Here is a 25668-nt window from a genome sequence, read left to right on the forward strand (position 1 = left end):
AATAGAGCAAATGTGGCAGCGCTATACTCCGCTCGTAATTGAGCTATTAGCGTTTAGGAAAGAATATGAACAACAAACCGGAGATCGGGTTAATCACCGCCTTGATGATGTTTCCACAAATCGTCGAGACCATTTACAGCCCTGTATTGCCCAATATTGCTAGCGCCTTTGACGTCAGTGAACATGCAGCCTCTCAGACCCTATCCATTTACTTTATCGCTTTCGCCTTTGGCGTGGTTGTTTGGGGACGCTTAGCCGATGTAATAGGTCGCAGACCCGCTATGCTATTAGGATTAATGAGCTATGGGATAGGCACTATTATTGCCCTTTACAGCGTGCACTTTGAATGGTTGCTACTTGCGCGCAGCCTGAGTGCATTTGGTGCAGCCGTAGGCTCTATCATTACTCAAACCATGCTCCGTGATAGCTTTCAAGGTCCGGAGCTGGCTAAGGTATTTTCTATCATGGGTATAGGCATTGGGGTTAGCCCTGTAGTTGGGCTAATTAGCGGCTCGGTACTCACGAGTATCTGGGGCTATCTGGGGGTCTTTAGCGCACTGACATTACTGGCAGGAGTATTACTTGGGATATCTATTTGGCGCCTGCCTGAAACACAAGCTTCATCTAACAAAGCTCCGCCCTTACTTGCACTGAGTATCTGTATGGCAAAAGACCTAACCCTGTGGCGCAGCGCTGTATTGGTCGCAAGTTTTAATCTGATGCTATTTAGCTATTACTCTTTAGCACCTTTCATATTTAATCAACTGGGTTTTAGTACGACGCAATTTGGAACAAGCGGCATTGTTATCGCCCTAGCTGTACTGTGTGGTAGTGCTTTAAATAAGTTTTTACTCACTAAAGGCTGGCGGCCTGAGCGACTTATCTCCCTCGCTAGCCTGTTAGCTTTAGTCGGCGCTATAGGGGTTTGCTTAGGTCAAAACAGCTTACTTTTTTTGTTGCCCATGGGCTTAACGGTAATCGGCTTTGGTATTGCGATCCCAAATATATTAAGCCAAGCATTAACCCAATATAAAGATGCTGCTGGCAGTGCTGGCGCACTCTTTGGTTTAGCTTATTACTTAATGCTAGGTGCTGGACTTGCGCTGGCTGCAATCAGCCATAACTTAGCTCAAGTGCTCTTGGCCAGTGCTGCACTCGCTTGTGGTCTATCATTCAAAAAACGCTATTAAGCAATAAGATTGTCTTTGATTGATGTGTAATAAAATAGGCTTAATTGCGACAGATAAAGTAATCGCATTTAAAACTAGGCTCTCGCTGCAAGCCATCTGCCATCACGCAACTTTTGCGATCCAAGCAGCAGTTTAGTATGTTGATAATTGGCAAAATATAAGGTGCAAATTAAACCGTATGTCTCGAGCCGGTTTAACGCTCCCACGATCCTAATTTTCTGACCAATTGTCCGCATTCTTCTGCGCTCATAATAAGCGCTGTCTATGTGTGCAACTAAGGCAATACCGTGATTTCTAAACTACCTAAATGGGTTGAGTATGGCGCTTTCATTCTGGCTTTTACTGCGGGCAGCGTAAACGCCATCGGTTTACTGGGCTTTGAACATCAATCTGTATCCCACCTCTCTGGCACAGCCACTTTGGTGGGCACCCAGTTGTTAAGCTCATCACCTACAGTCCTGTTTCACCTGCTTGGAATATTAGCCAGCTTTACCCTTGGAGCAATGCTTTCTGGAGCATTTTTGTCCGGCAGCAGTGTCAAACTAGGCCGCCACTACGATACCCTGTTGCTCATTGAAGCTGGTTTCCTCCTATTTGCTATCTACTTACTGCAAGATGGCACCTACTACGGTCACTATATGGCTTCAGCAGCTTGTGGTCTGCAGAACGCTCTGGCGACCACTTATAGTGGTGCCATCGTGCGTACCACACACGTTACTGGCATTTTTACAGATTTGGGCATCATGCTTGGTGGCACCTTCAAGGGTGAGAAATTCGACAAGCGCAAAGCCATACTGTTTCTGTTAATCATTGCAGGCTTTATCTCCGGTGGCACTCTGGGCGCTTACCTATTTGCCAAGTTGCAGTTCTTCGCCCTACTTGCCCCCGCAGCTATCTGTATCGCACTGGCGATGAGCTATCGGCTTTATAAGATCCGCACAGCACCTAGGCACTGACTTTAGACCAGTAGCATAAAAAATAAAAAGCGCTAGATAGTAATAGTGTTTACTTAAAGTCGTTACTCAGAAAATGCGATGGCTGCGAAAGATAAGAATGAACTACGCGGTAAACGCTTCATGGTTTATCGCTTTTAAAGCAAAGAACCCAGCTTATGCTGGGTTCTTCGTTTTTGTTTATTAATCAGATTTTGACTTAACTAAACTTAACTTAACTTAACTTAACTTAACTAAACTTAACTTAACGGCGTCACTGACCATAAAGCGATAACGTTACTGATTGATGGTGACTTTCTCAATAATTATCACCTCTCTTGGCACGTCATCATGATCGCCCTTTGAGCCCGTTTTAGCCCGACCAATCTTAGTCACCACATCCATACCTTTGGTCACTTGACCAAACACAGCGTAGCCCCAGCCAGCGTTGGTGGTGGCCGTATGATCTAAAAAGCTGTTATCGGCTAAGTTAATAAAAAACTGCCCTGTTGCAGAGTGCGGCGCGTCGGTGCGAGCCATGGCAATACTGCCACGCACATTTTTAAGCCCTCTATTAGCCTCATTGACGATAGCTGCACGGGTTGGCTTTTCTTCCATTTCAGCGGTGAATCCGCCGCCCTGGATCATAAACCCTTTAATCGCACGATGAAAAATAGTGCCCTCAAAAAAACCGTCTTCACAGTACTTGATAAAGTTCTTAGCACTGACAGGTGCCTTGTCAAAATCAAGCTCTATCTCAATATCACCAAGGTTAGTGGTAAAGGTAATCATGGTCGTTTCACTCTCATCAAAAAATTATGCGGCGAAGGTAGCACTTTTAGTCAAACTTGACTGTAAAAATATAGCTTCTACTCGCATCAATTTTTGCCTTTTAGACAATGAATTTCATTTTGCTACAAAATGCTAAGTCACACTGGCTAGCCCTGCTAGTTTTTATGAAAAAGTTAAATTAATCAATAAAAAATCAAGTTTAAACACGTCAATAACACAAAGCGTCAAATTACCGTCAAAGCTATTGAAATCCATGGATTTATGACAAAAAAGCAAAATACTATATGCGATATAAATCACGTTATTAGCTATTTTTAGACTATAAAATCCATCAATAAACATAGCATTTACCAGCTAACAACCAAAAACAACAAATAAAAATATAAACAATTAATTTTAAAGACAATTAAAGGCAAGTATAAAAAATGAAACATGAAAACCAAGCAAGCTTAGCTAATGTCGATCGCAGACGTTTTTTGAAGACAACGACAGGTGTTGCACTGGCGGCTGCCGGAACAACGCTATTACCTGCAAGCGCTCAAGCGAGCACTGATGAGTATATTGAGACTTTCCATGGTCACGGTTCAGATCATGGCTTTTGGAACAAGGTACGTAATGAATTCATTTTAAATAAACGCACCACTTACATGAATATCGGTACAGCAGGTACCATGCCTAAGCGCGTACTGAAGAACTATAACCGCACCAATGAGCAGATCTCGATTAACCCTTGGAACAGCAATATTCCAACCTTAGATTATGCTAAGCAGATCGCCCCGAGTTTTGGTGCAGATGAACATGAATTGGTGCTATGTCGCAATACTACTGACGGTTTATGCACCATTATCAATGGCCTGCAGTTTGAATATGGCGATATCATTTTAACCACCAACCATGAGCACCACGGCGTTACAACGCCACTAAAGCATGTGGCACAACGCTATGGCGCCGAAGTCATTGAGTTGGCACTGCCGGTGTATACACCGAATAATGAAGTCAGCAGCGATGATTTCGTGCAGGTGTTTAACGACGCAGTCAACCTGTATGGTAACCGAGTACGCTTGATGGTGTTCTCTCACGTCACCTTCACTACAGGCACCACCTTGCCTGCTAAGCAAATCTGTAAAAAAGTCGCCATTCCAAATGGGATTATCACCATTGTCGATGGCGCCCACACGCCAGGTATGTTCAATCTCGATTTCCATGATATCGACTGTGACTTTTACTCTGGTGCAGGCCATAAGTGGCAGTGCGGCCCAGGCGCAACCGGTTTTCTATATGTACGTGATAACGCCAATCGTCTATTTGAGTTTTGGAGCGATCGCGAAACACCACTATGGTTCATCAATACCTCTTCATCTGCAGCTGAAGTACAAACTAAGTTGCAATCGGTTGGTCAGGATAACTACCCAGCAAAACGTGCATTAGCAGACGCTTGCGCACTGTGGGATGAAATTGGACGTGATGCAATTGAAGAGCGTATTTTAGATTTAAGCGCGCTGTGTAAGAAAGAATTAGCTAAGAAGTTCCCTGATGCAATGATCTTCGCGCCGAATATTCGCAAGCTTTCAAGCGGCCTAACCACGTTTAACCCATTTGATGACTTAAACAATGGCGAGCTACTGACCGAGTTTCGCGACCGTTTACATGAGGAGTATGGTTATATCGTTAGAACCACCTCTTTCTATCTAGACCCAAATGACCACATCAAGACTCACTCTTTGCGTATCTCGACTCACCTTTTCCACGACGACGATGATGTTAAGGGACTGGTTAAGGCGATGAAGCAACTCTATCGCGAAATGAAGTAATACCAATAGGTGTAAAGTGAGGTGAATCCCCTCGCAAAATTTACGCTTACAGAAATAAAAACGGCCTGTCTTTTATCAAAGACAGACCGTTTTCTGATTTAATCGCAGCGACTGGGCCTGCTCACTGACTTATTCAACTGACTTATTCAACTGACTTATTCAACTGGCTTATTCAACGGGCTCGTTCAACTGACTTGCTTAATATCCCGATTTTGGGTGATATCAGTTTGCTGGCTGCATAACGGCTCATTAAGTGATAGCTGATCATTAATTAATAGCTGGGTAAACTCAGCCGCAGGAACCGGACGACTAAACAGATATCCTTGACCGAACTCACAATTATTTTGCTGTAAAAACAATGCTTGCTGTTCGTTTTCAATCCCTTCAGCAACCACCTTAAGCTTTAACGATTTCGCCATCGCCAGTATGGCTAATACCAGCGATTCATCGGAGCTACAGGTGCTCATATTATTGATAAAGGCGCGATCAATTTTTAACTTTGAGAATGAAAACTTCTGCAGATAGCTGAGCGCCGAATAGCCAGTACCAAAGTCATCAATAGATAAGCCGACGCCGAGTTGCTTCAAGTATGACAACATCTGCATCAGGGCATGACCTTGATCGATCAATAAGCTCTCAGTCACCTCCATATCGAGCTGACTTGCAGGTAAGCCTGTAGTCCTTAATACATCCACAATCCGCGCCTGTAACTGCTCACAATAACGGAACTGTACACTAGAGAAGTTGATCGCTATCGTGATTGGGCTAATCGCCTGCCAAGCAGCAGCTTGAGTACAAGCCTCATGTAAAACAATGTCACCGAGTCGGTGGATCAAACCATTTTTTTCCGCCAAAGGAATAAAGTCTTCAGGCGAAACAAAACCAAGTTCACTGTCGGTCCAGCGCATAAGCGCTTCGGCAGCAACTATTTTGCGTGTGGTAAGATCTAAGATCGGTTGATAATAGATCTCGATATCACCTTGCTGAACAGCCTGATGCAGACGCACATTGAGTGCAAAATTTCGCTGTATATCGAGGTTCATACTCTCATCGTAAAAACTGAAACCGTTTCTGCCCATATCTTTAACGCTATACAGGGCCGTATCAGCACGTTTCAGTAATGTCGACGCATTGCTGCCATCTCTAGGATACACAGACATACCAATACTGGCAGAAATAAAGAACTCTTGTTGCCCAATATGGAACGGCTTTTCAAACACAGATAAAATACTATTTGCCACCAGCTTGGCTGAATCTTGATGCTGGATCTCTGGCACAATAACCAAAAACTCATCACCGCCTAAGCGCGCTACAATATCAGTGGTACACACAGCATTTATCAAGCGTTCACTGGCTTGCTTTAATAGTAGATCCCCTGCGTGATGTCCCTCGGTATCGTTCACCTGCTTAAAATTATCTAAGTCGATAAACAGCAGTAAAACTTGAGCCTGTTTCGCATGCGCGTTACGAATCGCCTCTTGTAAACGAGCCATACCATGGGTGCGATTAGCTAAGTTGGTTAATTCATCATGAGTCGCCTGATAAGCCAGCTGACTTTCCGAGGTCTTACGTTTGGAGATCTCTTCATGCAATTGAGTATTTTGCATCGCCAGTTTTTGCTGTTGCTCTGCTGATAACTCCACTTGTGTCTGGAGCACTAAGTTGGCGTTATTGACGCGCATTAGAAAGATCAAGCCCATAAATACTGGCAGCGCAAGCAGCGAAATCGCAGCAATAAACCAAGCAGAGGTAAAAATATCTTGTTCGCTAACAGGTTCAAACCAAGCTTCTAATGTAAAAGGAGTCGAATATACCCTTTTTTCAAAATAGATGAGCCCAGAAGAGTCTTGTCCGCTTAAGTGTCTTAACTTTGTCTGGTTGTTAGGCAGAGAATCCCAAACTGAAATATCGCCAGCAGACGTGATCAACTTGATACAACTGCCGCTGTCTTTATGTTCCTGAGTCGAGAGTAATTGAATAAGCAAGTCGGTATTAAAATAAGCAACCAAGATAGCCATAGGCTTATTCTGATGATAAATCGTCTGCAATAACTGAACGCTAATGCCATTAGCATCTTTAACGAGGTGCATCTTCTGGCCAACAGTCTCCATCTCTTTAATTGGCAGTTGGCTAATATCAAATTTCTGCTCAGGCTCAGTATCGATAATGACTGTTTCACCTAATCCAACAATCATCACCCTAGAATAGATCAGCTGATCCTCCATCTTATTGGACTGGGTAAAATTATCTATCGTCCGAGTAAGGCTAAACAAGCTTGTTCCTAAGCCATACTGCAGCGACATACCTGCGGCTAGGTTTGAAAAATAAGTATTCACATCACGTTGAAGACTTAAATTAGCAATGCTCTTTTCACTGGCATCGAAGAAAAAACTTAAACTCTCGGTGTAATTACTTACCCTGAGATTCAGCGCGCTATTCTGTGATTCCTTTAAGCGACTCTGACCTAAGTTAGTTACAGTCAAGATAAGGATTAAATATCCGCTGAGTAAGATACCCGCGATAATGATGGTGGTTTTACTATTAAACCATTTTAAGTGTTTCATTTTAATGATGAATACCAGCAGCAGACTGCTCAAAATAGTTTTGATAATAATGGAACACTGTCGGATAGTACTTTTTCACTAACCGATTATAGCTACCATCTAAACGGATCTGCTTTAGATACTGATTAAAGGCCTCACGCAGCTGCGGCGAGTTCTTACGAAAGCCAATAGCCATTCTTTGGTCTTCTGAAATGGGACCGATAATCTTAATCGAATTAGGCCATTTATCTATGGCAATAAGTGAATCTGCAACATCGAGTAATGTCGCTTCAGCTTCAATCGTCAGTAAAAATGGCACCATTTCATTCAACTGCAACTGCTTAGTGGGCAAAATGATATTTGCTTGCGTCAAATGTAAGTCATAAAGATCAGGCTCTAAGCAAGACTGCTCCATCGCCAAAATATCACGACCTTTGAGTAATTCTTTAACCATGGCGACATCCTTAAGCGTTGACCCCGTCGGCTTAATGGGCTTCAACTCTGATCCGGTACGTGCCACTAGCCATACCGCCGATGGAAAGTAGTCATCAGAGAAATCAATAACTTCCTTACGCCAATCTAGGGTAGTCAAGCCGTTGCCTATGATGTCTCCCGCTATCGGCATTGATTCACCGTAAACAATCTGCTTATCAATAAACTGCGCATTACGACCTGTCAGCTTACCCAGAACCGTTGTCCATTGTGCTGGCACAAACTGATATTCAACACCAAGATGCTCAGCAAAGTTTTGCATCAGCTCAATATCGAGGCCACTATGGCTAATCTTGTTACCTTCTGTGTACTGAGAAACGAAGTTGGCATAGGACACGCCGACATGACGTAACACCCCTTCAGCTTTAATCTCAGCTAAATCCCTTGCCATAACCTGAGAAGCAGACACCCAGAAAAAGAAAAGGACCAGCAAGCCTTTGTTCAACGTAGAAGTGCGCCTTGATTTCACTTGAAACCTCATTGTAAATGTCTCTCGACTTAAGGAATATTTAGGTAGAATTTTGAGCGTGGAGTATACCGATAGCCGCTATAAATTCCACGACCTAGCCAGCAATTTTAGCAATCACGCTAAGATTTTCTCACTTAGCATGACAAAATACAAAATAAACAAATTAAAACAAGCATATAGATAATAATCAGTAACGAGTCAATTACAAGTGAGTAGCGTAAAAATAGTCAAAGACAACTAAAACCCAATAAAGAATAATCAATAAAAAATAGCCAATAAAAAAAGCCAACTAAGCTGGCTTTTAGGCAAGCTTACGTAAACTGCTAATTTAAAAGTTTAAGTAAAGCAAAAGCATTGGTCATGTGTCCCTGCGTTACAACAAAGCCTTGCAACTCTCCATCACAATTAAACGCTGTTACACTGCAACCATTCGCATCAATATCCAGCTGCCAACGACTTACATTTTTAGCGGCATTTCCCGCAAGTTGAATGGGGTAATGTGGCGTTTTAACTTTGACTAACATGGCTGGTAATGTGAGTGTCGTCGCCTGACCCAGTAATGTTTTAGCCAATGCGTTAGCGCCCAATAAAGCAGGTTGTAAATACGCTAATACCTGACCATTAATTTCAGCGCAGTCACCGATTGCAAACACATCGCTAGCAGATGTTTGCAGGTAATCATCCACCACAATCCCGCGGCCCAATTGCAGTCCAGCCTGTTTGGCTAAATGGGTGTTAGCTTGCAAACCTACAGCACAGAGAACGCGATCGACACTAAAAATGTCACCTGTCGCTAACTCAACCTCCAGCCCCCCACCATGATTAAGATCAGGAGTATTATTAAGACTAGGAGTATTAAGCTCACTGTTCTCGATTATTGCGCTATTAGCGCCATAATCAATGCGGCTAACCGTATTACTAAGCACAAGCTGCACGCCCAATTGCTGCATCTGCTTAGCGAGTTGATTGGCAATATACTCAGGTAATAAATTTGCCATCAGTTGATCGCAAGCATCCACGGTGATCACTTGTTTACCCGCACTGGCAAGATCCATCGACAACTCGACTCCGATCAAACCTGCGCCAATCACTAAGATCCGCTCCGCTTGATGCAAATCTTGTTGGCAACGTTGAAATTCTTGCAAACTATTTAGCGTCACCACGCTATCAACTGCCATGCCAGTCATCCTTGGGACCACCGCGCTTGCACCCGTTGCTAACACCAGTTTTGCATAATGATGGATTTTTCCTGCAGCGTAGATCTGGTGTAGTTCCGGAACAATCTCTTCCACATAAGTGTTGGCATGTAGCTCAAAATTCAGTTCTATGGCTAACTCTGATCCTGATATTCGCACCAGATCACTCGCTAGCTGCTGCTTTGAAAACACATGGCTCAAGTCTGGTTTGTTGTAATCATCACCATTATCAGCAGTAAAAACGTGAATCGCAGTAATGGGATCGCTACGCCGGATCGCTCTAATAAGCTGGTAAGCGGCAAAGCCACTGCCAATAATGATAATCGGTGCATCATGTTGGTCCTTCATCACGCTAAGCCTCTGCTATTGGTTGGAATACGCCTTTACCAATCCCACATTCAGGGCAGAGAAAGTCTTCAGCAACATCGGCCCATGTCGTGCCTGGCTCTACACCTTGATTTGGCTCACCAATAGCCGGATCATAAACCCAATTACACACAGTGCAGAGCATAGATTGTTCGCTATTTTCAAGGCTGCTAACTGCGGCTTTAGCTGCTGGAGTAAAAGATTCTACAGCCAAGCCAGCCTTCGGTTGTTCGCGGTTAACAATGTTTTGCTTTAATGGTTCTGATAGATCTTTAAGCGCCCATTGTTTAGCAATATGTCTGCCGTAATCACGACATTCGCGCATCGCTTTACCGTCTGGTCGCCATTTAGTTTTCATGCCATATGTAGTTTCAAAGCCCGCATCAGTTAAGCGAGTATGAATGCGATCCACCGCGCCACCATTCCAACCAAAACTACCAAAAGCACCCGCTTTCTTATTTTTAAAGCGCAAGCCAGTGATCTCTTCAAGCATGCCAGCCACTTTTGGCATCATCACGTTATTCATGGTTGATGATCCCACCAAGATCCCTTTCGATCTAAAAATGCTGGCAAGAATGTCATTCTTATCTTGGCGTGACACATTAAAGACCTTAACCGCCACACCCGGATCAACATCATGGATCCCTTGTGCAATCGCATCGGCCATCATGCGCGTGTTATTCGACATAGAATCATAAAACAGGGTAATACGATCTTCTTGGTAATCATTCGCCCACTCAAGATACTGATGAATGATCTGAGTCGGATTATCACGCCATACAATGCCGTGAGAGGTTGCGATCATATCCACTGGTACATTAAAGCTCAGCACTTCATGAATTTTCGCGGTGACTAGGCTGCTAAACGGGGTCAAAATATTAGAGTAATAACGCAAACATTGATCCATTAACTCGGTTTGATCCACTTCATCGTTAAACAGGTGCTCGTCGCAATAGTGCTGCCCAAAAGCATCATTGCTGTAAAGTACCCCATCACCTGTTTGGTATGTCATCATGCTGTCAGGCCAATGCAACATCGGCGCTTCGATAAAGATCAACTGCTTACCATTACCGATATCTAAGGTGTCACCGGTTTTCACCACATTAAAGTTCCACTCTGGGTGATGGTGATGACCCACTATCGAATCAACCGCATTCTCGGTGCAGTAAATCGGCGTGTTAGGAATTTTTGCCATCAATGCAACCAGTGCGCCGGAATGATCTTCTTCTGCATGGTTAATAACAATATAATCAATCTGATGTAGATCGATCTCCATCTCTAGATTTTGAATAAACTGCTGACTAAATCTGTGGTCAACGGTATCGATCAATACCGTCTTTTGCTCGCGAATAAGATAACTGTTGTAGCTCGTACCTTTAGTCATCTTAAATTCTGTACCGTGGAAATCTTGTACTTCCCAGTCGCGTTGGCCTACCCAGTGGATATTGTTTTTTACATGGATTGTCATATGTGCACCTATTACTTAATTCAACTAGTGTGTTTACACTAAACTTGAATAAGTAATAGCAGTTAACATGCCAACACATTAACAAGTTGATTATGCTGAACTAAATAAAAAACACGAACAAATAGCTGTCTAAATGACATCAATAAATCACATCAAAAAGACACTGATCATGTCTTAATGACAATGACATGTAACTCCGAACAGTTGCAGTAATGGGAGTAAAGTTTTATATCGTTATCAATAAAAATATAACTTAGCTCCCAATCTCAGCCGATATTATCTACTCAAACTGAACTTCCACGACCTCCGATAATGGCTGTTTTTGATAGCGACTAAACATCGCCTCAGCCGTTTCACTCTGTTCACTAATGCCCTTTTCTTGTAAAAATTGTTCATTGTAGAGCTTAGATGAGGAGCGTTCTGGCTGGTCACAATAAAAAGTTACTATGGTATTACCTGAGCCCATTTTTGCCGCAGCATAAAGCGCTCCCGCGACATTCAGCGCTGCGCTACTGCCTAACACTATGCCATCATGCGATCTAACATGCCGAGCGATGGCAACCAAGTCGAGATCAGGCAGGGTGATCGCTTTATCGATCTTCGCCTGATTAAAGTTTTCCACCAAACGCATAATGCCGATCCCTTCGGTAAAAGAGCCTCCACTAGAGGCATATTCGCCCATTTTTAGGTAGTGATAAATGCCTGAACCATCGGGATCTACCAGCCAAGTCTGCAACTGTCTATTCTTAGCTGATAGATAACGAGAATTGCCAGCAATGGTGCCACCAGTGCCCGCAACTGAGACGAGTGCATCTATTTTGCCTTGGGTTTGCCGCCAGATCTCAGGGCCTGTATTGCGGTAATGCGCCCTAAAATTACTCGTATTTTCAAATTGATCGGCCCACCAGTAATCACTATTTTCTTCCCCAAGACGCTTTGCCGTATGATAAAAGTGCTCGGGGTTGGCAAAAGGACAGGCATCCACTAACTTAAGTTCGGCATCATAAAGCGAGATCATCTGCTCTTTCTCCCGCGCTTGGCCTTTAGGCATCACCACCAGCATCTTAAAGCCTAATGCTTTGGCGACTAACGCGAGTCCTATCCCCGTGTTCCCTGCCGTACCTTCAACGATAGTCATGCCAGGCGTTAACTTGCCGCTAGCAACAGCATCTTGCACCATCTGCAGGGCGGCGCGATCTTTGATAGAACCGCCGGGGTTTTGCTGTTCACACTTAAGTAAGATCTCACAGCCTGTCAGCTCACTGAGGCTGCTGACCCTCAGCAGATCAGTATTACCAATAAGATCGGTGACATTGTTTGAAATGCAATCGGCGGGGGGTAACTGGCATGGTGAGCTTAGGGGAGCTGACATAGATAACAATCTCTGTTGCTGATACTCATTCAATATTAGGCACAGATTTGATTTAAGCCAAATAGCCGAAGTTAACCTAATAGCGGCCAGTGACTCACTAACCTAACTCTCTGCATAAGGGCACTACCATTTTATAAAAGGATGAATCTGCTTATGAAAAACACTTTAAGCTAAAAACAAAAGGCCTCTTCAATGACGATGAAGAGGCCTTATCAATGAACATCATGTGCAGCAAAATGCTACATATTTACTTTAGATTACTGGTTGAGCATAGATACTCTATTTGGCTCAAGGATCATGCGTTGAACCGCAGAGTTAACCATTGGGCTGCTCGATAGTCGCTTATTCGGTGAGTTTGCTTGCTCTGAATTAGCATTGTTGAAATACTCTACGTCAATTAGCTCGTACATGTTCCAGCGCGGCGCAATATAGTAGTTCCACTCATCGGTAGAGTTTTGACGCCAAACCTGCGCTTCTTGTACATAGAAACGCTTACCTATACGACCATCAATCACTTTTAGTAAACGCCACTCGCGGTACTCGCAAGACTCGTCTTTATCCCAGCACTTCCAATCGGCAAAGCTATGCTTTAACTTGCCGTTAGTCTCAATGGCCCAAGTCATTACATTACCTGAATAATTAATAAGATTTGGCGGTGTGCCTTCGGCGTCCCAAAAGCGAGTTCCAGAGTTGTCATCTCGCGTTTGGAAGCCAAAAAATACGCTCTCGGCTGCAGTGCAATCCAGACTCGTTACTGAATAGCAGTAATTCAGCTTATCACCATCCCAGGAGTCGGCTGACCATGAATTAATTGTAGTTTGCCAATATTGCTCTGTGCCTGTTAAAGCGGTTTCAACAGTAAAACTTGTTTCCGCATCTAACTGAGTCGCGAAGCCAAATAACGACGCAAGCAACTGACCATCTTTATCAGACGCTTCTGAGTAGATAGCCAAATCACCAGCACCACTATCGATAACTGAGTAGGTTTGATTAAAGTCAGCAAAGACTAGTACTAAAGTGCCGTCTGTTACAGACCAATCAAACTCTGCACCAGTGTCCTTACTCACACCACTGCCACCAGCTAGAAATTCCAGCACTTCAAAGTGATTACTGTCTTTGCTTATGTCGTTATAGACCTCAAATCCCCATAAACCGGCAATATTCGTATCGACGAACTCGACACCTGCGGTTGCCGACTTACGCATCAAAGTATCAGAGGAATATGTACTCTCCCAAGTCTCCGTAATAATTTCACCATCGACTTCAACAGGTGACATAATCACTTTAGTGACACTTTCTACTCGATAAGTATCTAATGCTGAGCCTGTTGTCAGGCGCGTCATACGCTCGGTTATTGGTTCATTACTCACTTCAACTTGAGTGATCCCTGCCGCGAGGATTTTATCTCTCAGCTCTTGTGAGAGCTTATCTAATGAGCTAACACTTGGGTAGCTCGCACTAGGCTGAGCGTCTGTATATGTGAGTAAAATATCCCCAGCTTCAACCAACCAAGTGAACTTAGAAACACCATAGCTAGTTGCAAGCTCACCACTGTTATCATCGGCAAACTCATAACGACTGCCGCCTCGGGCAATGAAAGTCGGTGCTACTGGAGTAGTTTGGTAATATAAAGATGGAATATCAGCAGCTTCAACTGGCGGCGTTAATTCAGGATCGGTAACTACAATATCAATCGCCGCTTCTATAGCGCCAGGAGTCGCCTCTTCAATGGTTTCAACCAATGCATTATATTGAGCAGGGTCAGCAAGCACAGATACTAGATCGGCACCGTCTTCAAGTATCGCCTCATTACTATTAATTAGGATCTGTACAACAGCAGCAGCCTCAATCAAGGCATCCGGATCAATCTGACTTTCAACGAGTTCAAAGGCCTCTAAATTACTAGGCTCTTCACCGCCATTGGCAGCAACGAGAAGACTATATAATGCCGTCGATACTGCAGAGACAGAGATAGCAGGCGTATCCTCTACCGCTTGTACGCCTTGAGATGCGACTCTTTGATACTTTGGACTTGCCTGAACCTCAACAATAAGTCCGCTCAACTGAGATAATGAAGGTAAAAGCGAAGCGAGTTCCAAGCTTGATTCTGTAGCCGCGGTTAGCTTCACACTCGAGTTCAACTCAACATCATCATCAACAGCTAGATCAACACTAAAGTTACCCGTCTCATCGACTAAGCCTTCTACAGCCTCATCACCAACTGTCGCAGCCACTTTAGCGCCAAAATATTGTTCACCTACGACTTTACCAGCTAATTTATAGATATTTTCAATACGTTCAATATTGGTGTCAGCGGTAACTGCTGTCGTTGCGCCTTCATTATCAGTAACAGTCACTTTAAAGCTGATTGGCGTATCGATAGCAACTGAAGGAGCTGTAAAGCTGATTTGCGCCGAATCGATACCTGTAAGTTCTAGCTCTGGCCCTGCAGTTTGCTCCCATAAATAACTTGCGATACTGCCATCGCTATCACTCGCAGATACTGACAGTGTTGAGGCTGACTTCTCTGTCAATGGAGCAAACTCGGCACTTAGCATAGGCGCGGTATTGGGGATTTCGATTGGAGTGTTGTCATCTGAGCTGCCACAACCACTAATTAAAGCGCTACTAACAAATACTGACAATATGCTTTTCTTCAACATGATTATTATTCCTATAATCTTTCTTGTTAAACATCGCGAGTAAGCAAACTGACGAAAGAAGGGAGGATTCCATTAGCTCACTTTCTAACATCACAGACCCACGACTCATTTTAGAGACATGATCTTACAGAAGTATGTAATCAATTTGCATAAGTATTTACTTAACAAGGTAAAAGCGGTGTTAAGTTTTGTTTAATAGGGGCATTAAAGATGAATTACTGATGAAAGCATTGAAATAGCTAGTGAAAAATATAGCCAACTTTCTACTCGCATAGTGCATTTTTTATAATCTTTATTAATTACCCACTTATCAACACCATAAAAAGTCATTCTATATCGAGTCATGCAAACGATAAGAGCTCAATCAATTCATATGGCTTTATAGAACGACTTCATTGACTTACCCCTCCCCATTAAAAAATAGGAAAACAACAAACTGGATATTAGGTGCGTTCCGAGTAGCTATTTCACGGATGATTATCTTCATACATATCGTTCAAAACAACATATAGCGCTAAAAACAAACGCTTAAGCGATAATCCCTACCAAAAAAACCAAAAAACAAATACTGATAGCAAGCTACTGATTAAATGAAAATAAAATTAAAGATAAATAAAATTTAAGCAGCATTTCACCGAATGCAAACCCAACTTAAAGCATGAAAATACTCAACAAAATGCATTTAACTAAACTAACGTATCAAAATAAACTCCCCCCTAAAACATCGATTCATTATCAAAATAGCAATTTAATGACACAAATCTCTATAACTGCCCCAAGAGTTCAACCTGGGTTCAGCTAGCAAACGCTAATATTGCATGCGTATTAAGCCTTAACCGATCAAATGTTGATTAAGAGAGTTGAATGAAAATCCATGAAACCAACCTAGTTTATGAACACTTACCTAGTGTGATGGTACTTCTTGATTCAGTTGCCTTTATTTGGGTCGTCACCCTAATCACTATCGGTATTTTTAGCTGGTTAGCGTTAAAGCTATGGCACCTACATTCACTTCCTAAATATCTCGCTAAAGAGCGCGGCATGCGACAGGCCAAGTTAGTCTTTTGGCTTTGTATGTTAGGCCTGTTTTGGAAGCCGCTTTGGGTACTGGCTGTTATTGCCATCGTTACCGATTGGGACCGAGCACAAGAGTGGATTAGAGGAACCCGAGCATGAAAGAGATAATGCTACCGTATATTTTTATTGTCTGGTTGTTGTTCAAGTTCAAGGTGATCAAGTCTAGACCGCGTAACTACTTTATCAGCGTGTTTGTAGGTTGCTTAATTGCCCTCACCCTGTTTTTAGCTCACCGGTTTTACTCCCCTGCGGATCTGACAAACTCGACAACGGTCAGAGCTCCTCACGCGATCCTCTCACCTGCGTTTGGACAACAGATTGATAAAATTACCATCGATCATAACCAGCAGGTAAACAAGGGCGATCTACTCTACACCTTAGTGGATGACAAGGTCAGCAGCGCAATCGATGAAATCAATGCACGCATCAATGAGGTTGAACGCAGCATCGAAGCCACTGAAGTTAAGCTGGCGCAAGCAAAGCGTACTCATCAACGCAAAGCCAACCTTGGCGAGCATGTTAGCGAGCGCGACTTAGAAAATGCCGAGGATAACGTAGAGATCATTAAAGCTGAGCTTAAGGTGCAACACGCTCAGCTTGAGGTGAAATATGCCCAACTACGTAAGCAACAATTTGAGCTCAAACGCCTTGAAGTTCGCGCTCCGTTTGACGGCATGGTCACCCATGTTTATATCGCCGATGGCTCAAGAGTCGGTGCAATGCACCTGTGGGATACTGGGCGTAAATTTGTCGAAATGCGCATTCCAGATCAATCCTTTGCCTATATTCAACCAGGTCAATTTGCCGAGTTTTATATTGATGCTTATCCAGGGCAGATTTTTAGAGCTAGAGTACACAGCAAGGTTGAAGCAACGGGTGAAGCTCAAGGAGATATCTTACCTCGCGAACAGATGGTATCTCGTCATATCAACTTAGGTTCAATGCCTGTTGGGCGTACCGTAGTGCTAGAAATTGATGAGGCCACGATGGCGATGTTACCTATTGGCGCAACGGGGTCAGCATGGATAAGTGCCGATAAACCTCTGTCGATATTAGGCTTTCTCGACATTATTGGCGGCGCAACCGTGCGCTTAACCGCGGTTAACCGCGGTTAAGTCTTACCTTAATCCGCTATAACGCAATCAAAAACAAAAAGCACAGCTTAGGCTGTGCTTTTGTTCAATCTCATTTCGTGCCAAATTACGAGCGCAGTGATTCAATAAGATGCAGAAGACGCATAAATAAATTAATAATGTGCACATACAGCATGCCACCAAAGTCTATCGCTTCATCTAAGGTTTCACCGTACTCACAAGCAACGGCCCAAGTGTAACCAATGTAACCACACATGCTCAGTGCAGCAATCAAATGGATCATATCGTGACTCTGACCAAAGAACAGCAACCAAGTCAGCTCAACTGACACAATCCAACCACCTACCACGCACAATACTTTACCAAAACTAACAAAGAGCTTAGGCACAATCGTTGCGGTAATAATCATTAGTAAGGTAATGCCTGCAGTGTACTCAACAGCTAACGCGACCTCTGCAGCAGTAAATCCTTGTAGGAATAGGCTCAAGGTAATACTGATACTCAAAGTCATCAGGTTGTAGCCTAAAAAACTAATCAAGGGCACCGGATACTTGAGCATAATCAAGCAGCCAGCCATTAATGAAGCAAACACAACTGCCAATAACACCCAAGGATTTATCCATTGCAGTATTTCAACTGGAAAATACGCAACAGCAAGATAGTTAATGCTAAAACCCCAAATTAGCACTAAACCAATCACTAAATTGAATACCCGTTTGCTTACAGGCCTGTCTTCTAAAAAGACGCCTGATAAATACCGATTCATACTGACTTCTGATCTTTGCATGCCAACTACCTTTTGACTAACACCAAGCGAATGCTATAAATTTCGCGTAGCTTAACCAAGGCAGTAGTTTAGCTATATAGCGGCGAATAACTTTTGCAGAACATATCAACAAACAAGGAATTAACTGCATAATACATATACAAAAATCATCTTTCTGCACTTCAAATCTTCCTAGGCTAACCTCTAAAGCCTGTTATTATTCAAACACGGCCTTTTATCGAGCTAGCTATGATCACTTGGAAACATCAAATAGACTCACTAAAGCACCTGATTGATTGGGTGTGGTATCTCGATGTTTCTGCTGACGACAACATTGATGCCATGCCGCAACTGGTGCCCAATGTTAATGCCCATTATATAATTTCGCCCAGCCAGCAGCCCTATCAATACACCAGTGCTAAAGCTCAGTTTTCAGGCAGTGGCAGCTACTTGCTTACAGCCAATACTCAGACTTTGATCCTTGATGATAAACCGCCACTGACCCGTTTAGGTTTTCGCTTTACTCCCACGGCGCTGTATCAACTTAAGCAACAGCAAGCTGGAGTTATCAACCAATGCGTAAAAATAGATTGGCTAGATGATTTACTGCCGCCTGAACGCTATCAAGCCTTAATAGCGCAAGCAAATAAAGAAACACTGCTACAGCAGGTTGAGCGAGATCTCAGCCCGCTGCTCACCATCGCAAAGTCTGACCCCACGGTAAACTTAGTTGAAAAGTCCTTACTCTTTATCGAACAAAGCAATGGCATGCTCAGCAGCGAGCATTTAGCCAAGCAGTGTTTTTGTACCAAACGCACCTTAGAGCGTGCCTTTAGCAAAGTGGTTGGCTTGAGCATTAAGCAATATCAAACCATAGTGAAGTTTGAGGCATTGTTTACCCATCTATACCAGCATCCGTTAAATCCAGATTGGGCCGCTTTAGCCGATCAATATGGCTTTAGCGATCAGCCACATTTGATCCGCCAGATGAAAAAGATCTTAGGCGTAACCCCAGCTGGTTACATCAGCGCACGGGATCTTGTTATCGATATTTATGGCGACTTTGAATAATAAAGCTGTTCCGCTAAAGCTGTTTGCAGCAATTGGTTTGAGCAAACGTTAGCTGAAACTTGTCGCAAATGTTCAATCGCTAGCTTATTGGCCACGCTATGATGGGCGCATATTCATTATTTAGGTAAGCAACATTGTCGATTACACAATTTAAATTAGGCCAAGCAATCCCATTAACAGACTCGCTAACGATTGAGTTAATTAAGGCGAGTGATCTGAGTGAGATCATCACCATGCTGGACGATCCTAAGGTCGCAGAGTATTTGTTTTTCGCACCATCGCCAGTTGAGGTTTACCAAGGCTTCTTTAACCCGATTATTGAAAACACCGCAGAGGCGATTAGCAAAGGCCAATGGCCAGATAACATCACTGTCGTTATTCGCGATCTTGATGGTCAATATATGGGAATGGCTGGCTTACCTGCGGTTATGTTTATGCAGGGTAACTTTGAAGTCGGCTATCAACTGCCAGTGCACGCTTGGGGTCAAGGTATTGCCACTGCGGCCTGCAAGTTTTTAACTCATCTTGCCTTTAGTGAGCTCGATGCCCATAAAGTGACTGCCGATTGCCACATTAGTAACACCGGCTCATATAAAACCATGCAAAAGTGCGGTTTTGTGCATGAAGGTACCCAAAAAGATTATTTCAAAATGGCGCTGGGGTTTGACGACCGCGTGCACTATGGCATCACCAAGGCGCAATTTCAGGCTTTATAAGCATGATTATTACCCGCGCAGTTAATGCTTCAGCGCTGCTATAAAGGCGCTTTACCAAAGTCGAAATCGGTAAAACTTGGCATACTGTCGATTTAGCTTGGTATAAAAACCGTGATGAGTGTTAAAATCTAGGCCTATTGATTTTAGCCAATATAAAGGTAATGCAATGAACCCGATTCTTGCGATCTTAAAAGAGCACAATGTAAGTGATGAACAAGCTAAAGAGCTGTTCCAAACTCTGACTGAAAACCCAATGATGGCTATGGCAGTGATTGGCCAACTTGGTATTCCACCAGAGAAGCTACAGCAGCTAATGGGTCTTGTTATGCAAAACCCAGCTTTAATTAAAGAAGCTGTTGAAGAGCTAGGCCTAGACTTTGCCAAAGTTGAAGCGGCAAAAGCCCAGCTGCAAAAGTAATAGTTGCAAAAGTAAAGCACCAGCTCTTGCAGTAAGCAGCTTGAATACTGCAACAGAAGTTATCCTAAACGCCTTGCGCAGCCTTTGCTACAAGGCGTTTTTGTTTCTAACGGCCATTCATTAGGCGTTGCTAAGCGATACACTCAAGCACAGATGAAAATGCTTATATCAAACCAATTATAATCATCAGTTTTTCCAGCGCTTTAATCATCAATCTTTTAACCACAAGCTTTTAATCATCAAGCTTTAATCACGCGCCATTATCTTAGGCTCTGCAAACTTAGGGATAGTCAAATCATTAGGAATTAGCGGTAGCACTGCACCAATCACATCGTGACCATCGCTGGCATCAACAAACTTCCACGTTTTACCAATATCGGCAGAGTATCCCAATAAAGCAGAGTTCCTGAATATCTTGCCTTCTGCAGTTTGTGTACTAATTGTCATCGGCAAATAAGCGCAATATTCATCACCATCAATAAACATTTGGGTGGGCTCAGTAAATGTCGCTGAATCTTGACTAAAAGCGCCTGACTTCATCTTTTCGGTGAACTGCCAAATAATACGTTGATAAGCGACCCTTGCACCTTCAAACATTATCTCTTCATCGAGAATAAAGCCCATAAAGGTATCAACATCGTTATCTGTAATACTTTGCTGAAACAGCTTGGCGGCGGCGAGAGCCTTGGCAACCATTCGCTGACCTTGAAGGTCGTAATACTTCTGCTCACCACTGGGCTGCCCATTAATAACCGCCGTGTCCCACTTCAGTTGCCCGTTAGGCCAAAACTCTTGTAATGTGCCATTACCTTGAGCATCGAAATTGGCTCGTTGATCTAGTGTTCCATCCTCTGAATAAGATTCAGCGAAGCCGACTATCTGGCCATCTTTAAAGTTACGCTTAGCTCTAAGGCTGCCGTTGTCGTGGTAATCTGTAAATTCGCCCTGCTCTAGCCCTTCATCAAAAAATCCCTCTTGTGCGAGCAGACCATTTTCATGAAAACGCTTTCTTATTCCCGCAGGGTAGCGCTCGTCATAATGTAGTGTGCCGTCCTCATAAAAAGTCTGCCAATGACCCACCCTATCAATTCCTAGCTCATAGCCGCGGAGCTTCAACTGGCCATTATCAAAGAAATATTCAACTAACTCAGGTTCTAGTTCGACTTTTGGCTCAACGGGGAAATCGGCTGTTTTCATAATAAAGTCTGTATTGAATGACTCGCCTTTCTCTTGTTCCTCTTCAGAAAGTGTCGCCAAAACAGGCAATAATGCTTCGATTGAACCTTGTAACTCCTGCTTAGCAAGTGCATCAAATGTCGCTGAACCGCTCGACTTTTTAACCTTAGTTTGTACTTCAGTACTTTTACCAACGTCATAATCTACTGCAACCACTACTTTGAGCTGGCTAAACTCAGTGTGGCTTTGCAGCGCTTCTTCCCCGGCTATCAAGCTCAATACATAGCAGCGCTCAAAGGTATTGCACTCAATGGGTTTACGCTTTGCTTGATCGCTGCAACCCACAAATAATAAGCTGATGAACATAAAGCCAAGAGTAATAATAGATTTAATAAAATTCATAGGGTTACAACTAACAGCGATAGATGCTGTGCATCCTAAAGTAAAAATCAACCAGGCGAAAGTACAGTATGTAAACTGAGAGGGATAGCTCGCTATAAGTGGCTAGTACGGGACTTATTGTCATATGTGTAAAACAAGGCCAACAACTTTGCAGGCCTTGCGGTGCAATAAGCTTGGGATGATTTATCATCTTTAATTCGCAAGACGTAAACCTGAGAATAAATCTAAGGCATTAAATCTAATTGGTTACCCCCTCTCCAGCGCCTTCAAACCCTGCTAACCAGGTTTTCAACAGTAGGTTTAGCGCGGGTTGTTCAGCATCTGACAACTGTTCAACTAATTTGTGTTGGATCCGCACATGGTCTTCAATGGCTTTATCTATGGTGTTAAAGCCTTTTTCAGTTAAGCCCACCGATACACTGCGGCGATCTTGTTTACTGTGCACTCGCTCTATTAAGCCTTTGGTTTCAAGCTTATCTAAACGGTTGGTCATGGCTCCCGAGGTGAGCATCATCGATGACAACAAGGCTGATGGTGTGAGATTAAACGGTTCTCCTGAGCGCCTTAATGTCGCTAAGACATCGAACTCGCCCATGGTCAGGCCGTATTGTTTATGACAAGCTGCAATCTCAGCCTCGATGTGTTTTTGCAAACGCATAATACGCCCGAAAATAGCCATCGGCAGCGTATCTAAATGCGGCTTCTCTTTGGCCCACTGTGCTATAACCTTATCGATATCTTCCATTTTTCACCTTTAATTTGCGTCAAGCAGGCACACCACTAATAAACTTAACGCTCAGATACTTTATGAAAAGATACTTTATAAGAAGAGACTTTACAAAAATAAACTATCGGTCCACAATGAAATATATCTTTACATAAAGATACCTAATACAAAGGTAGTTTATGAATGTGTTTATTGCCATGATCCCGGCATTTTTTTGGGGCACAACCTACGCCATGACGCAGCTTACTCTGCCCGACTGGCCGCCACTGCTACTAGGAGCGATTCGTGCCTTGCCTGCTGGATTAATTTTACTGGCAATTAAACCTAGCCTACCGAATAGAGCTGACTGGCCAATTTTAGTTAAACTCGGTGCCATCAATATTGCCATCTTCTTCAGCCTCATTTTTGTAATGGCTTTGACACTGCCCTCGGCATTATCAGGTGTAGGTATGGTTTCGGTGCCCGTATTTGCCATGCTATTTCATTGGCTGATTAATAAAAAACGCCCTAATCTACTACAAGCTATATCCGGTCTCGTTATTGTGATCTTGGCTTGGCAGCTGTTTGACCCAAGCTCCATCAGTTTAAACCCTGTCGGGCTGTTCGCTATGTTGGCCGCAATAAGCTGCATTATTGTTGGCAGCACCATGACTAAAGAACTCGGCACACGTATTCATTGGTGGACGGTACTGACGTGGCAGCTCATTATTGGCGGCAGCTTGCTACTTTTGGTCTCAGGCATTGAGGCTTTATTCTCAGCAGATAAGTATCTAGCTATAGCCTCTGGATTTAGTCTAATGAATAGCTTTGGGATTGGCTGGATTGTGCTGCTAAACACAGTGCTCGGTTACGGCTTATACGTATGGTTATTACAGCGTATGAGTGTGGTCGACTTTACCTTTGGCAGTATTGCGAATCCAATAGCAGGGATTATCAGTGGCATTTTGTTAGTCAATGAATCTTATAACTCACATCAATATCTACTGATGGCAGGGATGATACTAGCTTCAGTTTCCCCCGCGTTAATCCAAATGCTTAGGCGACGCTTTACGCTGGCATCGACAACTAATAAGTAAGGCTGCCAAGTAATAAGGTCAGCCTTTGCCGCTGACCTTGTTACTGTTGTTTTTGTTATCGCTCTTATTGTTATAGCTGTTTTTGCAAAAAAGCATGATCTATTGCACATTTCCCCCCGTCTTGCTTGCGCCCCACCAGCAGCTGCGTACAATCCGCGCCAACAATTTATTGTGCTGTATATCGCTGGAAATTTGGTCCAGAAGTCTCTACCACAAGACCTAATCTTGTGACTACAGCCCAATCACCGTCCGTTGCCAAACACTTGGCAGCCCAGTGGTATCTGCCAATAAATTTATTGAATTTCTAATGTAAGAAGAATACGTGAGCGCTGCATAGAGCCTCATGTATGAAGAACGCATTAATAACGCATCAATAAAATAAGGCATCACTGTGGCGATCTCTAGCTTACTTCTACGTACGGGGCAGTCCCGTTTTATGGAATCGACGTTCCAACTTTCACAGCGCAATGCCAATGTTGGCACCGAGCTCTACGCCGGTTTTATCACCTTTTTAGCCATGAGTTATATTTTGGCGGTGAATCCGGCGATCTTGGGCAGCATAGAGGGAATGGATAAAGGCGCGATCTTTACCGCCACCGCCTTAGCTGCCGCGTTAGCCACCTTGATAATGGGTTTTTTCGGTAACTACCCAGTCATGTTAGCGCCCGGCATGAGCATGAATAGCTTCTTTAAGGGCATGTTAGCGTCGAGCTCAGTTGGGCTAATTTGGCACGAAGCCCTGTTCGGTATTTTTCTGTCCGGCATCGTCTATCTGATCTTTTCCATGACTAAGATCCGCAAACAGATGATCGAGTCGATCCCAGAAGATCTTAAGCTCGCAATCACGGTTTCATTGGGATTATTTATCGCTTTTCTCGGCTTAAAAAATGCAGGCATTATTGTCGCCCACCCAGCCGTGCTCGTCAGTATGGGAGACATTACTCAGCCTCAAGTTGCAATAGCCTTTATCAGCCTTTTTGTCGCGGTAGGTTGTATGGTGAGAAACATCAAGCTGGCCACTTTTATCGCCTTTATCGCCTCTATTGCGCTCACTCTCATCAGTGATGCTGTGCTCGGTACTCAGTACGCGCCGATCCCCGAAACCTGGTTTAGCGCACCACCAAGCATAGAGCCCAGTTTTGGTAAGGTGTTTAATTTTGAGTTTCTAACCGCTGACAAGTTATTTGATCTGCTGTTTATCGTGATCATCTTTTTTATCGTTGATTTCTTCGATGGTTTATCGACCATTGTCGGTGTGGGTAAAGATGCAGGTATTATCGATAAAGACGGTAAAGTACCTAACGCTCGCGCCGCATTAGTGGCTGATGCTGGCGGCACCGTCATTGGCAGTGTATTAGGCACCACTTCCATTACCGCTTTTTCAGAGTCAGGCATCGCCTCGGCTCAAGGGGCGAAGACGGGGCTAGCTGCGGTTGCTACTGCGTGTTTATTCCTATTGGCACTCTTCTGTTATCCGGTATTTTCAATGTTCTCAACCGCAATTGTTGCCCCTGCGATGATTGTTGTCGGTATTTACATGGTGGGACGTTTAGGCAAAATTAATTGGGATCATAAGCCATCATGCATTGCAGCCTTCTTTACCATCATGTTCACGATTTTAAGCTTCTCACCAGCCAACGGCATGGCGATGGGCTTTATCAGCTATGCGTTCTCCATGGTAGTTGCAGGTAAAGGCCGTGAAGTGCATCCGATTATCTATGTTTTATCGATCATTTTTATCGCTTATCTGGTGATGCTCTAAGCTAACACCTGCAAGAATAGAAAGGCCTGTGCAATTAAGCTATGGCCTTTTATCCTTGCTGCAACACACTTAAATAAAAAGCACATAAA

The 25668-nt window shown here is 43.5% G+C and carries 20 protein-coding genes and 1 riboswitch; of the genes, 10 read left to right on the forward strand and 10 right to left on the reverse strand.

From position 1 onward, the window contains the following. The first annotated feature begins 65 nt into the window (after positions 1-65). Together ACVBIK_RS06945 and ACVBIK_RS06950 are read left to right on the forward strand one after the other, a co-directional pair. On the forward strand, positions 66-1190 hold the full coding sequence (locus tag ACVBIK_RS06945; protein WP_447169354.1) for a multidrug effflux MFS transporter: 1125 nt from the start codon (positions 66-68) through the stop codon (positions 1188-1190). A gap of 287 nt (positions 1191-1477) precedes the next feature. After that, complete coding sequence (locus ACVBIK_RS06950) at positions 1478-2146, forward strand: YoaK family protein (protein ID WP_447169355.1); 669 nt, start codon at positions 1478-1480, stop codon at positions 2144-2146. Positions 2147-2419: 273 nt separating this feature from the next. On the opposite strand, the gene ACVBIK_RS06955 is transcribed toward ACVBIK_RS06950, so the two are convergent. After that, positions 2420-2914 (reverse strand): peptidylprolyl isomerase, encoded by a 495-nt coding sequence (locus tag ACVBIK_RS06955; protein ID WP_447163240.1) that lies wholly within the window; start codon positions 2912-2914, stop codon positions 2420-2422. A 425-nt stretch (positions 2915-3339) separates the two neighbouring features. Here ACVBIK_RS06955 and ACVBIK_RS06960 point away from each other — a divergent pair, with 425 nt between their 5' ends. Continuing rightward, complete coding sequence (locus tag ACVBIK_RS06960) at positions 3340-4725, forward strand: aminotransferase class V-fold PLP-dependent enzyme (protein WP_447159668.1); 1386 nt, start codon at positions 3340-3342, stop codon at positions 4723-4725. 185 nt (positions 4726-4910) lie between these two features. On the opposite strand, the gene ACVBIK_RS06965 is transcribed toward ACVBIK_RS06960, so the two are convergent. The 6 genes from ACVBIK_RS06965 to ACVBIK_RS06990 all read right to left on the reverse strand — a co-directional run bounded on the left by ACVBIK_RS06965 (position 4911) and on the right by ACVBIK_RS06990 (position 15294). Beyond that, positions 4911-7289: an EAL domain-containing protein gene (locus tag ACVBIK_RS06965; RefSeq protein ID WP_447169356.1), complete on the reverse strand. Its 2379-nt coding sequence runs from the start codon at positions 7287-7289 to the stop codon at positions 4911-4913. A 1-nt stretch (position 7290) separates the two neighbouring features. Beyond that, positions 7291-8229 (reverse strand): transporter substrate-binding domain-containing protein, encoded by a 939-nt coding sequence (locus ACVBIK_RS06970; protein WP_447169357.1) that lies wholly within the window; start codon positions 8227-8229, stop codon positions 7291-7293. 323 nt (positions 8230-8552) lie between these two features. After that, positions 8553-9773, reverse strand: a complete 1221-nt coding sequence (gene norW / locus ACVBIK_RS06975; RefSeq protein ID WP_447159671.1) for an NADH:flavorubredoxin reductase NorW — start codon at positions 9771-9773, stop codon at positions 8553-8555. A gap of 4 nt (positions 9774-9777) precedes the next feature. Further along, the gene (gene norV / locus ACVBIK_RS06980; RefSeq protein WP_447169358.1) at positions 9778-11259 is read right to left on the reverse strand and encodes an anaerobic nitric oxide reductase flavorubredoxin; all 1482 of its coding nucleotides are present in this window, start codon (positions 11257-11259) and stop codon (positions 9778-9780) included. A gap of 280 nt (positions 11260-11539) precedes the next feature. Further along, a complete protein-coding gene (locus tag ACVBIK_RS06985; RefSeq protein ID WP_447169359.1) occupies positions 11540-12631 on the reverse strand; it encodes a cysteine synthase A in 1092 nt (363 codons plus the stop codon). A gap of 257 nt (positions 12632-12888) precedes the next feature. Then, positions 12889-15294, reverse strand: coding sequence for a PKD domain-containing protein (locus ACVBIK_RS06990; protein ID WP_447169360.1), 2406 nt, complete (start codon positions 15292-15294; stop codon positions 12889-12891). A gap of 864 nt (positions 15295-16158) precedes the next feature. Here ACVBIK_RS06990 and ACVBIK_RS06995 point away from each other — a divergent pair. After that, positions 16159-16470, forward strand: a complete 312-nt coding sequence (locus ACVBIK_RS06995; RefSeq protein ID WP_447169361.1) for an Mg2+ and Co2+ transporter — start codon at positions 16159-16161, stop codon at positions 16468-16470. Continuing rightward, entirely contained in the window at positions 16467-17486 is a 1020-nt protein-coding gene (locus ACVBIK_RS07000; RefSeq protein WP_447169362.1) for an HlyD family secretion protein, read from the forward strand. The genes ACVBIK_RS06995 and ACVBIK_RS07000 overlap by 4 nt, the downstream gene beginning before the upstream one ends. Before the next feature lie 85 nt (positions 17487-17571). On the opposite strand, the gene ACVBIK_RS07005 is transcribed toward ACVBIK_RS07000, so the two are convergent. Continuing rightward, entirely contained in the window at positions 17572-18252 is a 681-nt protein-coding gene (locus ACVBIK_RS07005; protein ID WP_447159677.1) for a Bax inhibitor-1 family protein, read from the reverse strand. 228 nt (positions 18253-18480) lie between these two features. On the opposite strand from ACVBIK_RS07005, the gene ACVBIK_RS07010 reads away from it, so the two are divergent. The 3 genes from ACVBIK_RS07010 (at position 18481) to ACVBIK_RS07020 (ending at position 20436) form a co-directional block, all read left to right on the forward strand. Then, entirely contained in the window at positions 18481-19302 is an 822-nt protein-coding gene (locus ACVBIK_RS07010) for a helix-turn-helix domain-containing protein (protein ID WP_447163249.1), read from the forward strand. A gap of 134 nt (positions 19303-19436) precedes the next feature. Continuing rightward, positions 19437-20018: a GNAT family N-acetyltransferase gene (locus tag ACVBIK_RS07015; RefSeq protein WP_447159679.1), complete on the forward strand. Its 582-nt coding sequence runs from the start codon at positions 19437-19439 to the stop codon at positions 20016-20018. Positions 20019-20184: 166 nt separating this feature from the next. Continuing rightward, positions 20185-20436 carry a DUF2999 family protein gene (locus ACVBIK_RS07020; protein WP_248471200.1) on the forward strand — a complete coding sequence of 84 codons (252 nt, stop codon included), beginning with the start codon at positions 20185-20187 and terminating at the stop codon, positions 20434-20436. Between the two features lie 246 nt (positions 20437-20682). On the opposite strand, the gene ACVBIK_RS07025 is transcribed toward ACVBIK_RS07020, so the two are convergent. Next, positions 20683-22014, reverse strand: coding sequence for a toxin-antitoxin system YwqK family antitoxin (locus ACVBIK_RS07025; RefSeq protein WP_447169363.1), 1332 nt, complete (start codon positions 22012-22014; stop codon positions 20683-20685). A 238-nt stretch (positions 22015-22252) separates the two neighbouring features. Next, a complete protein-coding gene (locus ACVBIK_RS07030; protein WP_447159681.1) occupies positions 22253-22759 on the reverse strand; it encodes a MarR family winged helix-turn-helix transcriptional regulator in 507 nt (168 codons plus the stop codon). A 161-nt stretch (positions 22760-22920) separates the two neighbouring features. Between ACVBIK_RS07030 and ACVBIK_RS07035 the strand changes: the two genes are divergently transcribed. Together ACVBIK_RS07035 and ACVBIK_RS07040 are read left to right on the forward strand one after the other, a co-directional pair. Next, entirely contained in the window at positions 22921-23817 is an 897-nt protein-coding gene (locus ACVBIK_RS07035; RefSeq protein WP_447163251.1) for a DMT family transporter, read from the forward strand. A gap of 154 nt (positions 23818-23971) precedes the next feature. Beyond that, a riboswitch (purine riboswitch) is annotated at positions 23972-24071 on the forward strand. Between the two features lie 137 nt (positions 24072-24208). Beyond that, positions 24209-25579 (forward strand): NCS2 family permease, encoded by a 1371-nt coding sequence (locus tag ACVBIK_RS07040; RefSeq protein WP_447163252.1) that lies wholly within the window; start codon positions 24209-24211, stop codon positions 25577-25579. Positions 25580-25668: the final 89 nt, after the last annotated feature.

The sequence above is a fragment of the Shewanella sp. 125m-1 genome, assembly GCF_052977065.1.